16 protein-coding genes are annotated in these 12,446 nt (G+C 74.5%); 11 read left to right on the top strand and 5 right to left on the bottom strand.

Features of this window, described 5'->3' with window-relative positions; genetic code table 11:
* Window positions 1–30 precede the first annotated feature (30 nt).
* The 3 genes from NP064_RS12435 to NP064_RS12425 are packed head-to-tail and all read left to right on the top strand — an operon-like array spanning window position 31 to window position 2,607.
* Window positions 31–1,173, top strand: coding sequence for an LLM class flavin-dependent oxidoreductase (locus tag NP064_RS12435; RefSeq protein WP_227570762.1), 1,143 nt, complete (start codon window positions 31–33; stop codon window positions 1,171–1,173).
* A complete protein-coding gene (locus NP064_RS12430) occupies window positions 1,170–1,802 on the top strand; it encodes an FMN reductase (protein ID WP_227570689.1) in 633 nt (210 codons plus the stop codon). The genes NP064_RS12435 and NP064_RS12430 overlap by 4 nt, the downstream gene beginning before the upstream one ends.
* Before the next feature lie 55 nt (window positions 1,803–1,857).
* Window positions 1,858–2,607, top strand: coding sequence for a carbon-nitrogen hydrolase family protein (locus NP064_RS12425; protein WP_227570690.1), 750 nt, complete (start codon window positions 1,858–1,860; stop codon window positions 2,605–2,607).
* 44 nt (window positions 2,608–2,651) lie between these two features.
* Here NP064_RS12425 and NP064_RS12420 read toward each other — a convergent pair whose 3' ends face one another.
* On the bottom strand, window positions 2,652–3,479 hold the full coding sequence (locus NP064_RS12420) for an SGNH/GDSL hydrolase family protein (protein ID WP_227570691.1): 828 nt from the start codon (window positions 3,477–3,479) through the stop codon (window positions 2,652–2,654).
* A 163-nt stretch (window positions 3,480–3,642) separates the two neighbouring features.
* Between NP064_RS12420 and NP064_RS12415 the strand changes: the two genes are divergently transcribed.
* Window positions 3,643–4,308: a YoaK family protein gene (locus NP064_RS12415; RefSeq protein WP_227570692.1), complete on the top strand. Its 666-nt coding sequence runs from the start codon at window positions 3,643–3,645 to the stop codon at window positions 4,306–4,308.
* A 3-nt stretch (window positions 4,309–4,311) separates the two neighbouring features.
* Here NP064_RS12415 and mqo read toward each other — a convergent pair whose 3' ends face one another.
* Window positions 4,312–5,790, bottom strand: a complete 1,479-nt coding sequence (mqo, locus tag NP064_RS12410) for a malate dehydrogenase (quinone) (RefSeq protein ID WP_227570693.1) — start codon at window positions 5,788–5,790, stop codon at window positions 4,312–4,314.
* Between the two features lie 150 nt (window positions 5,791–5,940).
* On the opposite strand from mqo, the gene NP064_RS12405 reads away from it, so the two are divergent.
* From NP064_RS12405 to NP064_RS12380, 6 genes are all read left to right on the top strand, one after another.
* Window positions 5,941–6,147 carry a hypothetical protein gene (locus NP064_RS12405; protein ID WP_227570694.1) on the top strand — a complete coding sequence of 69 codons (207 nt, stop codon included), beginning with the start codon at window positions 5,941–5,943 and terminating at the stop codon, window positions 6,145–6,147.
* Window positions 6,148–6,149: 2 nt separating this feature from the next.
* On the top strand, window positions 6,150–6,638 hold the full coding sequence (locus NP064_RS12400; RefSeq protein ID WP_227570695.1) for a hypothetical protein: 489 nt from the start codon (window positions 6,150–6,152) through the stop codon (window positions 6,636–6,638).
* 49 nt (window positions 6,639–6,687) lie between these two features.
* Entirely contained in the window at window positions 6,688–6,900 is a 213-nt protein-coding gene (locus NP064_RS12395) for a hypothetical protein (protein WP_227570696.1), read from the top strand.
* Window positions 6,901–6,972: 72 nt separating this feature from the next.
* Complete coding sequence (glp, locus tag NP064_RS12390) at window positions 6,973–8,211, top strand: molybdotransferase-like divisome protein Glp (RefSeq protein ID WP_227570697.1); 1,239 nt, start codon at window positions 6,973–6,975, stop codon at window positions 8,209–8,211.
* Window positions 8,208–8,840 (top strand): molybdenum cofactor guanylyltransferase, encoded by a 633-nt coding sequence (gene mobA, locus NP064_RS12385; protein WP_227570698.1) that lies wholly within the window; start codon window positions 8,208–8,210, stop codon window positions 8,838–8,840. The genes glp and mobA overlap by 4 nt, the downstream gene beginning before the upstream one ends.
* A gap of 138 nt (window positions 8,841–8,978) precedes the next feature.
* Window positions 8,979–9,326 (top strand): DUF6457 domain-containing protein, encoded by a 348-nt coding sequence (locus NP064_RS12380; RefSeq protein ID WP_227570699.1) that lies wholly within the window; start codon window positions 8,979–8,981, stop codon window positions 9,324–9,326.
* On the opposite strand, the gene moaA is transcribed toward NP064_RS12380, so the two are convergent.
* Window positions 9,323–10,408 (bottom strand): GTP 3',8-cyclase MoaA, encoded by a 1,086-nt coding sequence (gene moaA, locus NP064_RS12375; protein ID WP_227570700.1) that lies wholly within the window; start codon window positions 10,406–10,408, stop codon window positions 9,323–9,325. The genes NP064_RS12380 and moaA overlap by 4 nt on opposite strands.
* Window positions 10,405–10,887 carry a MogA/MoaB family molybdenum cofactor biosynthesis protein gene (locus tag NP064_RS12370; protein WP_227570701.1) on the bottom strand — a complete coding sequence of 161 codons (483 nt, stop codon included), beginning with the start codon at window positions 10,885–10,887 and terminating at the stop codon, window positions 10,405–10,407. Before NP064_RS12370 ends, moaA begins: the two co-directional genes overlap by 4 nt.
* Before the next feature lie 78 nt (window positions 10,888–10,965).
* Here NP064_RS12370 and NP064_RS12365 point away from each other — a divergent pair, with 78 nt between their 5' ends.
* Window positions 10,966–11,715 carry a helix-turn-helix transcriptional regulator gene (locus NP064_RS12365; protein WP_227570702.1) on the top strand — a complete coding sequence of 250 codons (750 nt, stop codon included), beginning with the start codon at window positions 10,966–10,968 and terminating at the stop codon, window positions 11,713–11,715.
* On the opposite strand, the gene NP064_RS12360 is transcribed toward NP064_RS12365, so the two are convergent.
* Window positions 11,706–12,413: an alpha/beta fold hydrolase gene (locus NP064_RS12360; protein WP_227570703.1), complete on the bottom strand. Its 708-nt coding sequence runs from the start codon at window positions 12,411–12,413 to the stop codon at window positions 11,706–11,708. The two genes, NP064_RS12365 and NP064_RS12360, sit on opposite strands and share 10 nt — an antisense overlap.
* Between the last annotated feature and the right edge of the window lie 33 nt (window positions 12,414–12,446).

Here is a 12,446-nt window from a genome sequence, read left to right as displayed (position 1 = left end):
TCACAGAGCAGGAGCACCCACATGCCGCAGATGCAGTTCGGCATCTTCACCGTGGGGGACGTCACGACCGACCCCGTCACCGGCCGCACGCCCAGCGAGGCGGAGCGCATCAAGGCCACCGTGACCATCGCCAAGCACGCCGAGGCCGTCGGCCTCGACGTCTTCGCGACCGGCGAGCACCACAACCCGCCCTTCGTCCCGTCCTCGCCGACCACGCTGCTGGCCTACGTCGCCGCGCAGACCGAGCGGATCCTGCTCTCCACGTCCACCACGCTGATCACCACCAACGACCCGGTGAAGATCGCCGAGGACTACGCCTACCTGCAGCACCTCACCGACGGCCGGATGGACCTGATGATGGGCCGCGGCAACACCGGCCCCGTCTACCCGTGGTTCGGCAAGGACATCCGCCAGGGGATCAACCTGGCCATCGAGAACTACGCGCTGCTGCACCGGCTGTGGCGCGAGGACGTCGTCGACTGGGAGGGCAAGTTCCGCACCCCTCTGCAGTCGTTCACCGCCACGCCCCGCCCGCTGGACGGCGTCCCGCCGTTCGTGTGGCACGGCTCGATCCGCAGCCCCGAGATCGCCGAGCAGGCCGCCTACTACGGCGACGGCTTCTTCCACAACAACATCTTCTGGCCCATCGAGCACACCCAGCAGATGGTCGAGCTGTACCGCCGCCGCTTCGAGCACTACGGCCACGGCTCCGCCGACCAGGCGATCGTCGGACTGGGCGGGCAGGTGTTCATGCGGGCCAACAGCCAGGAGGCCAAGCGCGAGTTCCGCCCCTACTTCGACAACGCCCCCGTCTACGGGCACGGCCCGTCGATGGAGGAGTTCACCGCGCAGACCCCGCTCACGGTCGGCAGCCCGCAGGAGGTCATCGACCGCTACGCCGCGATGCGCGACCACGTGGGCGACTACCAGCGCCAGCTCTTCCTCATGGACCACGCCGGCCTGCCGCTCAAGACGGTGCTCGAGCAGCTCGACCTTCTCGGGGGCGAGGTCGTGCCCGTCCTGCGCAAGGAGCTCGCCGCCAGGCGGCCGGCCCATGTGCCCGACGCGCCCACCCACCCCGCGCGGGTCGCCGCCGCGGGCGACCGCCCCGAGGCGCAGCGCGCCCACCTGGTCGACGACGTCACGGGCCTCTCCCCGGAGGCCGCGCGATGACCCGCCGCACTATCGCCGTCGTCTCCAGCGGGCTGCGCGAGCCGTCCTCGACCCGCCTGCTCGCCGATCGGCTCACCGCGGCGACGGTGCGCGAGCTCGGCGCACTGGGCGTCGAGGCCGACGTCGAGGTGGTGGAGGTGCGCCTCCTGGCACACGACCTGACGAACATGCTCCTGACCGGTTTCGCCGCGGGCGGGCTGCGCACCGCGCTCGACACGGTGGCCCACGCCGACGGGATCATCGCCGTGACCCCGGTGTTCTCCGGCTCCTACTCGGGGCTGTTCAAGAACTTCTTCGACGTCACGGAGCAGGGGGCGTTGGCGGGGACGCCCGTGCTCCTCGGCGCGACCGCGGGCACGCCCCGGCACTCGCTCGCGATCGACCACGCGATGCGCCCGTTGTTCGCGTATCTGCGGGCGTTGACCGTGCCCACCGGCGTTTTCGCGGCCACCGCCGACTTCGGCGCGACCTCGCAGCAGGACGTCTCCGACGAGTCCGGAGCCCTCGACCAGCGGGTCGATCGCGGCGCGCGGGAGCTCGCCGCGCTGGTCGCGGCACGGGAGCCTCGCACCCCATCGGACCCGTTCGCGGCCCCGACCTCGTTCGAGGACCTGCTCCGCGGTCTCTGACCAGCCGGTAGAAGAACGCCGTGGGCGCGTCGGAGCGGGCCGCTACGGTGTGCGCGTGCGACCCGACCTCGTCCTCGCCCTCGCCCAGACCGCGCCGGTGCCCGGCGACGTCCCCGCCAACGCGGCGCACGCGGTGGCGATGACGGCCCAGGCCGCCGCGTCGGGCGCGCGGCTGGTGGTGTTCCCCGAGCTGTCGCTGGTCGGCTACGACCTCAGCCTGCTCGAAGACGGCGCCCGCTGGCTCTCCGGCGTCGACGACCCGCGGCTGGACCCGCTGCGCGACGCGGCGCGCGCCGAGGGGGTGTGGCTGGTCGTCGGGGCGCCCGTGCGGCCTGCCGGCGGCGGCCCGGTGATCGCCTCGCTCGTGCTGGCCCCGGACGGGCGCGCGCACGCGCACCCCAAGGAGCGCCTCCACGGCTCCGAGACGCTCCTGTTCACGCCCGGGACGCCGACGCCGCCCTTCGACGTCGACGGGTGGCTCGTCGCCCTCGCGGTGTGCTTCGACATGGCCGACCCGGCCCACGCGGCCCAGGCCGCCGCCGCGGGGGCCGACCTGTACGTGTCCTCGTCGGTGTACGTCGAGGGCGAGGAGCGGCGCCTCGACCTGCACCACGGCGCCCGGGCGATGGACCACCGGATGTACGCGGCGATGGCCGGCCAGGTCGGTCCCAGCGGAATCGGCCTGACGATCGGCGGCGCGGGGGTGTGGCGGCCGGACGGGGTGCGTGAGGCCACGCTCGGCGCTGAGCCGGGCCTGCTGGTGCGCACCCTGCGCTCGGCTGAGCTGGACCGCCACCGGGCCTGACCGCCGTCGCGGGCGGCTGTCGTCCGCGGCCCTGCCCCGCCCTTCTAGGACGTCGCCGTCAGCGCCTCGACGACGAGGTTCGACATCGCGAGGTGTCCCGCGGCGTCCGGGTGGTACGGCGGCACGTTGAGCCCTGGGAAGAACCCCTCCACCCACGGCTCGGGCGAGCCGGCGTGGTGCTCGCGGCTCGCGCGCGACGCCTGGACGAGCAGCGCCCCGTGCTCACGGGCCACCGTCGCCGTCACGTCCTCCAAGGTGTGCGCCACGTGCCAGAGGAACTCCTGCTCGTCCGGGGTCAGGGGCGCCTCGGGCACCTCCACCCCTTGCGGCGGGAGCACGGTGAGGTAGTCCACCAGGACCACGCGGGCGCCGGGCGCGTGCACGCGGACCGCCGTCACCAGGTCGCCCAGGCGCGGCGCGACGCCCCGCAGCGACTCTTCGACACGGGCCCGGTCGACGGGCTCCGGGGGCGGCGACGTGAGGCTGCCACGGCCGTGCGGCAGCTGGCCGCGCTCGGCGGCGTGCACAGCCGACCAGGTGCGGAGCGCCGCGACGAACCCCACGTCGTTCCCGCCGGCGGTGATCGTGACTAGGCGGGTGTCGGGCAGCAGCGAGTCGACCTGGCGGGGCAACGGCGCGCCACGGACGCCCGCGGACTCGGGGATGTCGATCATGTCCTCGAGCGACGCGCCCCGGCAGGTGGCGTCGGTGAGGGCGAGCCCGAGCTCCGCCGCGACCAGGTGAGGGTAGTTGCCGTCCGAGCGCCCGCGCTCGACATCGATCAGCACCGGGATGCCAGGACCCGAGGCGAACGAGTCTCCGAGAGCGACGAACCCGCTGCCCAGGGGGAGGAAGTCCGGTCGGCTCGTCATCTCGTCAGGTCTACGCCGTCCAGGGCGCGGTCGCATCCGGTGTGGGCTCGAGCGGGTCGCGCGGGCGCGGCCTAGCCTGGAATGGCCGCGGCGTGCCACGGGCGGACGTGGGACGCGCGCCTCGGGCCGCGTCCGGAAGGCGCGGCCGTTCGGGAGGTCGCCCGTGCTGGACGCGCTGCCCCAGGACCCGGCCCGTCGCGAGCCCGCGCTGATGTTCGTGCTCACCTTCAGCACGGGCATGATCGACGCCGCCGCCTACCTGGACCTGGGGTCCGTCTTCGCCGGGAACATGACGGGCAACGTGCTCATCCTGGGGATGGGCCTCGGCCGGGCCTCGGGGGTCCCAGTGGCCGGCCCCGCGCTGGCGCTGCTCCTGTTCACGCTCGGCGCCGCCCTCGGCGGGCGCCTGCTCCGGGGGAGCCCGCAGCACTGGACCCCGAAGACCACCGTGGCGGTCGTGGTCACCGGGGCGGCGGTCGGGGTGGCGGCGCTGCTCACCGCCCTGGCCCCGGAGCACGGGGGAGCCGTGCGTGCCGGGACGGTCGCGCTGCTCAGCTCCGCGATGGGCTTGCAGGCCGCCGCGGCCCGCCAGGTCGGCGTGGCTGACATCACCACGGTCGTGGTGACCTCGACCATCACCCGGCTCGCGGCCGACCTGGGCGGGGGCGACGCCAGCCGATGGCCGCGCCGCGTCGTGGCGGTGGCCGTCATCTGCGCGGGAGCAGTGGCTGGGGCGTTGCTGCTGCGGGTCGGGGTCGCGTTGGCGCTCGGGGTGGCGGCGGCGCTCGTGCTCACGGTCGCCGTGGCCGGGGCGAGGGCACGCCGGTGAGGCTCAGTGCTCCGAGGTGACCTGGTCGCCCTCGGCCATCTGGTGGAGCGCGAGCGCGTCGTCCCAGTCCTGTCCGCCGAGCGCCGGCATCATCGCGCGCAGCCGCGGCGCCCAGGACTCGGCGCGGTCGGGAAAGCAGCGGTCCAGCAGGTCCAGCATCGTGGCCACGGCCGTCGACGCGCCGGGCGAGGCACCCAGCAGGCCGGCGACGGTGCCGTCGGCGGCGGCCACCAGCTCGGTGCCGAACTCCAGCACGCCGCCCTTCGCTCGGTCCTTCTTGATGACCTGCACCCGCTGCCCCGCGGTGATGAGCTCCCAGTCGCGCGGGTGCGCGGTGGGCATGAACGCGCGCAGCGTGCGCAGGCGCCGGGTGGGCGAGGCCGTGAGCTCGCCGATCAGGTACTTCAGCAGGTCGAGGTTGTGCAGGCCCACGGCGGCCATCGGCACGATGTTGCCCGGCCGGATGGTCCGGATCAGGTCGAGCGGCGAGCCGTGCTTGAGGAACTTCATGCTCCAGCCGGCGTACGGGCCGAAGAGCAGGGCCGCCTGGCCGTCGACCATGCGGGTGTCGAGGTGAGGCACGGACATGGGCGGGGAGCCGACGTCGGCCTTGCCGTAGACCTTGGCCTGGTGCTGGCGCACGACGTCGGGGTTGGTGGTGCGCAGGAACTGCCCGCTGATGGGGAAGCCGCCGTAGCCCTTGGCCTCGCGGATGCCCGACTTCTGCAGCAGGCGCAGGGCGCCGCCGCCCGCGCCGATGAACACGAACCGCGCGTCGATGGTGCGCCGCCGGGGGGAGGCGTTCCACCGGAGGTCCCGCACTCGCAGGCGCCACGTGCCGTCCCGACGCTGGCGCAGGCCGCGCACCTCCTGCTCGAGGCTCACGGTGGCGCCGCGGTCGGCGACGTCCTGCACGAGCGCGCGGGTGAGGGCTCCGAAGTCCACGTCGGTGCCCTCGGGCGCCCGGGTCGCGGCGACCGGCTCGCCCGGGTCGCGGTCGAGCATCAGGAGCGGCGCCCAGTCGCGGATGACCTCGGGGTCGGTGGTGAACTCGAGGTTGGCGAAGTGCGGATGGGCCCGCAGCGCGTCCGCGCGCCGTCGCAGGTAGTCGACGTCGGCGGCGCCCCGCACGAAGGTCATGTGCGGCGCGGGGGAGAGGAACGCGTCGTCGGGGAGCCGTCCGCTGGTCAGCAGGAAGCTCCACAGCTCGCGCGAGAGCTCGAACTGCTCGTTGATGGCCACGGCCTTGGAGATGTCGATCGTGCCGTCGGGGCGCTCAGGGGTGTAGTTGAGCTCGCAGAGGGCGGCGTGCCCGGTGCCCGCGTTGTTCCAGGGGTTCGAGCTCTCCTCGGCGAGCGCGGGGCGCCGCTCGAGGATCTCGATCTTCCAGGTGGGCTCGAGCGTCGAGATCATCGCGGCGAGCGTCGCGCTCATGATCCCGCCGCCGACGAGGACGACATCCACTGGCTGCTGAGAGCTCACGGGTGAATCGTAGGATGACCTTGACCACAGTGTGGATCTTTGTCCGCACTGCGGTCATCCCGTGGTCACGCCCGTGGCGTCCCGGCGACGGCCCTGGCACGCGGCCTCCCACAGGGTGCGCGGGAGCGCGGGCGGCGCCAGCGTGGAGCCATGAACTCCGACACGCACTCCCAGCACCCCGACCAGCACGACGCCCCGCACGGCGCCGTCGACGACACGGACCTCGACCCCGACGCCGACCCGGGCAACCTCAACCCCCGCACCGGCGCCGCGGCCCATTCCGACGCGCCCACCGACACGGACGCCGACCCCGACGCCGAGCCGGGCAACCTCAACCCACGCACCACGGACGAGTGAGCATGGCGGCACTGGACCGACGGCTGCTGGGCATCTACCTGAACGACCACATCGCCGGGGCGACCGCTGGCGTGTCCCGGATCCGCCACATGGCGGACACCTGGGGCGACACCCCGCTCGGGCCGACCCTGCGGGACATCGCGGCGGAGATCACCACCGAGCGCGAGTGGCTGATCGACACCACGGAGCGGCTGGGCGTGCCGGTGCGCAAGGCCAAGCTGGCGGCCCTCTGGGCGGGCGAGCACCTGGGCCGGCTCAAGCCGAACGGCCGAGTCGTGAGCAGGTCGCCGCTGACCGCGCTGGTCGAGCTCGACCTGATGCAGTCGGCGGTGTCGGGAAAGCACTCGCTGTGGCGGTCCCTGCAGGAGTGGTCTCCGGAGCTGGGGCTCGATCCCGAGATCCTCGAAGAGCTCGCGCTCGCCGCGGACCGCCAGCTCGACGAGCTGAGACGCCTCGCGGTCCTGGCGCGCCAGGTGGCCCTGCGCGGCTGACCGGCGCCCGTCAGGTGCGGCGTTGTGAGATCGGTGACAGCGTGAGGAGATGAACTCCACACCGCCCAGCGGGAGCACCGCTCCCGAACCCGCGTCCGCGCCGGGGGTCCCGGTCGACTACGACACCGACGGCGACCCGGACAACATGAACCCCCGATCAGGCGACAGCGCCCAGGGGAGCGCGTCGGACGATCCGGCCGACGACACCGACGCCGATCCGCGCAACATGAACCCCCGGCACGACGCGAGCTCCCAGGGCTGACGCCGAGCCCGCCCGCGCGTGGACCGACCAGGGTCCTACGAGTGTCCGTGGGCGACGGATAGCGTGGGCGGCATGCCGACGCACGAGGGTCCCCGCACGGTCGCCGAGCACCTGGCGGAGGTGCTGGCCCTGGTCAGCGCGCTGCCAGCGGTGACGACGCCGATCGACGAGGCGCTCGGCCTCGTGCTCGCCGAGGACGTCACGGCGCCCGAGGCGCTGCCCCGGTTCGCGAACTCCGCGATGGACGGGTACGCGGTGCGGGCCCATGACGTGGCGGGCGCCTCGCCCGAGCACCCGGTGGTGCTGCCGGTGGTGGTGGACCTGCCCGCCGGCGCGGAGTCGCTGACGGCCGTGACGCCCGGCGTGGCCGCGCGGATCATGACGGGGGCGCCGGTGCCCCCCGGGGCCGATGCGATCGTGCCCGTCGAGAGGACCGACGCCGGAGTCCGGGCCGTGACGATCTTCGCGCCGGCCGCGCTGGGCGCCCACGTGCGGCGCGCGGGCGAGGACGTGGCCCAGGGGGACCTGGTGCTGGGCGCCGGGCAGGAGCTGACTCCCTACCGGATCGCCGCCATCGCCGCCGTCGGCCGACCCGCCGTGCGGGCCCACCGGCGACCCCGCGTCCTGGTCATGTCGACAGGCTCTGAGCTGGTCGTTCCCGGCGAGACGCTGCGCCACGGGCAGATCCCCGACTCCAACTCCTACCTGCTCGCCGCCGCGGCGCGGGCCGCAGGCGCCAGCGTCGTGCGGCTCGGCGCGGTGCCGGACGACCCGGACGCCCTGCGCGCGGCCCTCAGCAGCCGCGCCGACGTCGACCTCGTCCTCACCTCCGGCGGAGTCAGCCAAGGCGCCTACGACGTGGTCAAGGAGGCGCTGATCGGGCTGCCCGAGATGCGCTTCGTCCCCGTCGCGATGCAGCCGGGCAAGCCGCAGGGCCTGGGCCGGCTCGACGACGGGACCCCGGTGCTCGCCCTCCCCGGAAACCCGGTCAGCGCCTTCGTGTCCTTCGAGGCCTTCGTCCGGCCGGCGCTGCTCGCCCTGCGCGGCCTCCGCGGCGCCGCCCTGCACCGCCCCCGGCTCCTGGCCCGCGCGACCGAGGGCTGGACCTCGCCCGCCGGTCGCGAGCAGCACATCCCCGTCGTGCTGACGCAGGGGGAGGACGGCCTCGAGGTGCGCCCGGCCGCGATCCGCGGCTCCGGCTCGCACCTCGTCGCGTCCCTCGCCGTCGCCGACGGCCTGGCGATCGTGCCCCGCGAGGTGGGCGCCGTCGCCGTCGGGGACGACGTGGCTGTCGTGCGGATCGCACCGTGACGGCGGACGGCCCGGCGGACGCGCTGCCCCACGACGCGATCGTGCTCGCCGGCGGCCGCGCCAGCAGGCTCGGCGGCGCCTCGAAGCCGGACGTCGTCGTCCGGGGCCGCCGGATGCTCGCCCACGTGCTCGACGCCGTGCCGGGCGCCAGCAGTGTCGTGGTGGTGGGGCCGCCCACGCTCGAGGTGCCTGTCGGCGTGGCCTTGACGCTCGAGGACCCGCCGGACGGCGGGCCGGTGGCGGGGATCGAGGCGGGGGTCGCCGCACTGAGCGGTGGCGCCCTCGACCACTTGGGTCCCGAGCGCTGGGTCCTCCTCCTCGCGTGCGACGTGCCGCTGGTCGCCGGCGCGGTGCCACGGCTGCTGGGCGTCGGCGCCGAGCGGCGGGACGACACGGCCTGCGACGGGGTGATGGTCGTCGACGGCGCGGGCCGGGAGCAGCCGCTCGTCGGCTTGTACCGGGCGGCGGCGCTGGCCTCAGCCCTGCGCCGGTTGGCAGCCGAGCGCGAGGTGCGTGGAGCCTCGGTGCGATCCCTCCTCGGGCGGATGCGGCTCGAGCGCCTCGTCGACGACGGCGCCGCGTCCTGCGACGTCGACACCTGGGAGGACGTCCGCCGGATCGACGGCTGACCGGCGGCTGACCGAGGGCTGGGCCGTCGTGCGGCGGCCGGTCGCACGCTGCGGCCGCACCCCGTGGTGGCCGGGGCGCGGGGAGCCGTCGCGTGGCACGATGGAAGGGCTGGGCATGTGCGACAGGGGAGGCGCAGCATGACCGGAACCACACCCCACCCGGACCACGTCCCGCCGGACCGGCACATCGAGCCCCCGACGACGCCGCTCGACGCGTGGGTGCACACCCTGGCCCGCGACCTCGGCGTCGACGTGGGCGTCGTGGACGAGCAGGCGCTGACCGCGCTCGCGCAGCACGCCGCCCGGAGCGTCGGCCGCCCCGGGGCCTCGCCACTGACCGCGTTCCTGGTCGGCTACGCGGCAGGCATCGGCGCCGGCCCGCTGACGGACGCGATCCATCGAGCCGACGACCTCGCCACGGACTGGTACGCCCGGTACATGGCCATGGGCGGTCCGCACAACTGGTCGCGGCCCGCCGCGAGCTAGCCGCCGATCGCGCTCATCGGGCGGTCTGGCTGCAAGAACGACGGGTCGTCGATGCCGTGCCCCGGCAGCTTGCCGGCCACGCACGAGGCGAACGCCGCGAGGATCGCCGCGTCGTCCGCGTCCCCGCGCAGCAGGGCGCGCACGTCGGTCTCGGAACGGGCGAACAGGCACGAGCGCAGCTGCCCGTCGGCGGTCAGGCGCAGGCGGTCGCAGGCGCCGCAGAACGGCGCGGATACCGACGCGATGACCCCCACCGTGGCGGGGCCGCCATCCACCAGCCATCGCTCGGCGGGGGCGGCGCCCCGACCGGGCAGCGCGCTCAGGGCGAACTCGGCGCCGAGCCGCTCGAGGATCTCCTGGCCCGTCACCATCGACGTGCGGTCCCACGTGTGGCCCGCGTCGAGCGGCATCTGCTCGATGAACCGCATCTCGTAGCCGCGCTCGGCGGCGAACCGCACCAGGTCGACGAGCTCGTCGTCATTGACCCCGCGCATGGCCACGGCGTTCAGTTTGACCGGCCGCAGCCCCGCGGAGTCGGCGGCCTCGATGCCGGCGAGGGTGTCGGCCAGCCGGTCGCGGCGGGTCAGGGCGAGGAAGCGGTCGGGCCGCAGCGTGTCGATGCTGATGTTGACCCGGGCCAGGCCGGCGTCCGCCAGCCGTCCCGCGAGCCTCGGCAGCCGCAGCCCATTCGTCGTCAGGGAGATCTCCGGGGAGCCGTGCGGGCCGCGCAGGCCGGCGAGGGCGGCGACCACCTCGACAATGTCGGGCCGCAGCAGCGGCTCGCCGCCGGTCAGCCGCAGCTCGTCGATGCCCGCTTGCTCGACGGCGACCCCCGCCACGCGCACCAGCTCAGCGGTGGTCAGCAGGTCAGGGCTGGCGATCCATGGCACGCCCTCCGCGGGCATGCAGTAGGTGCAACGCAACGAGCAGCGGTCGGTGAGCGAGATGCGCAGGTCGCGATGGACACGGCCGAACGTGTCGACGAGCGGCGCGGCGGCTGGCGAGGCCGTGTTCGGCGGGCGTCCGGCGGCTGGGCCGGGGACCCGGACGGCCGGGTCGGGGAGCGCGACTCGCGGGCTCAATGGTCGCCGCCCACGAGTTGGTCGAGCAGGTGCGGAAGCAGCGGTGTCAGCACCCCGAGGCCTTGCTCCACCGCACGCGGCGAGCCCGGCAGGTTCACCACGAGCGCGCCGCCCTCGGTGACGCCCGCGAGCCCGCGCGAGAGCACGGCCGTCGCGACATGCGACTGGCCCTCCCGCCGCAGCGCCTCGGCGAGGCCGGGCAGGTCACGGTCGATCAGCCCGCGGGTGCCCTCGGGCGTCTGGTCGCGGGGCGTCACGCCGGTGCCGCCGCTGGTGATCACCACGCGCGATCCCGCCGCGAGGGCCGCCTCGATGGCCGTGGCGACGGAGGCCGCGCCGTCGGGCACCACCACGGGCGCCCCGACGTCCAGGCCCGCGGCCCGCAGCAGGTCGACGGCGCGAGGGCCCGACCGGTCCTCCGCCTCACCCCGCGAGCACCTGTCGGAGACGACGATGACGGTTGCCTGCGCGGAGTCCATGGCGCCACCGTAGCGACCTCGCAGGCCCGGGCCGCTGGTCCTACGACCTGGCCGTCCAGCCGCCGGACAATGGGTTGCATGCCTAGTCAGCCGGTCAGCGCGCACCGCGCTCTCGCGTCGGACAAGCGGATGGCGATGGTCCGCATGCTCCAGCAGGCGGGCCGTCCGCTGGGGGCCGACGAGATCGCGGCCGAGGTCGGCCTGCACGTCAACACGGTCCGCGAGCACCTCGACCGCCTCATCGAGTCGGGGCTCGTCACGACCGAGATCGAGCGCCGCCGCACCCGAGGCCGCCCGCGGATCCTGTACAGCAGCACCGGGGAGCTCGAGGAGCCGGGGGACGCCCGGGCGCGGGACCAGCTCATCCGCGCGCTCATCGCCGGCTATTCCACTGCCGGCGCGACCCCGCCCGACGCCGGTCGCGCGTGCGTGCCGCAGCCGGACGCGCCGGCTGAGCGGTGCGGCCGCGCCTGGGCGGCCCAGCTCGCCGACCAGGAGCCGCCCTCGGAGCACGACGCCGTCGTGGCACGGGCCGAGGAGGCGCGCCAACAGCTCGACGAGCTGCGCCGGCACCTGGAGGCGCTGGGCTTCGCGCCCGAGGCCGATCCGGACGCCCTGAAGATGCACCTGCACCGCTGCCCCTTCATCGACCTCGTGGGGCAGTCCTCCGATGTCGTCTGCCAGGTCCACCTGGGCCTCAGCCGCGGGGTCCTGGAGCAGCACGACGGGCCGATCGTCGCCGAGTGGCTTGAGCGCTTCGTCGAGCCCCACCACTGCGTGCTGCACCTCGGCGAGCGCGCAGAGGACGACGACCCCGCTCACCCCTGAGCCCGCACAGCGGCGAGCACCAGCGCGGCGACGGCGTCGGGCTGCGAGAGGGCGATCGCATGCGACCCCTCGACCTCCACCGTCGTGGCGCCGAGGCGCGCCGCGGCGGCCCGCTGCGAGTTGGGGTCGATCGTGTGGTCCTGCGTGGCGACCGCGAACCACACCGGGATCGTCTTCCAGGCCGGCTCGACCTCCAGCACGTCGTTCAACCCGGCCAGGGCCACCGGCCGTTGCGTCGCCGCCAGCAGCGCGGTCTCCTCCTCGGGGAGGTCGGCGGCGAACACCGAGTGGAACCGGTCCCGTCGGATGTACAGCTCGGGGCTCTCGCTCCCGGGGTAGGCCCGTGGCTCGAGCGCGGTGTTGAGCTCGGACTCGGGGAACTCCGCGACCGAGCCCAGCGCCGACACGCCGTAGTCGACGCCGAACGACGCGACGAGCACGAGCGCCGTCACGTTGGGCGCGCTGCCGCCGGCGTACGTCACCACCGGGCCGCCGTACGAGTGCCCAACGAGCACCACGGGCCCTTCGACCTGCGCCGCGGCGTTCGCGACGTACTCGCCGTCGTGGGTGAGCCCGCGCAGCGGGTTCGCGAGGGCCTGCGCGGACACCCCCTCGGCCTGTAGTCGGTCGATCACCCGGGACCAGCTGGACCCGTCGGCGAACGCGCCGTGCACGAGGAGAACGGTCGGTGCTGGCATGGAACCCTCCCCAGGGGTTGAGCAGACCCACCT

Origin of the sequence: Cellulomonas chengniuliangii (assembly GCF_024508335.1) — a bacterium.
GTDB classification, from domain to species: domain Bacteria; phylum Actinomycetota; class Actinomycetes; order Actinomycetales; family Cellulomonadaceae; genus Cellulomonas_A; species Cellulomonas_A chengniuliangii.
This window is presented reverse-complemented; position numbering and strand designations above follow the sequence as displayed.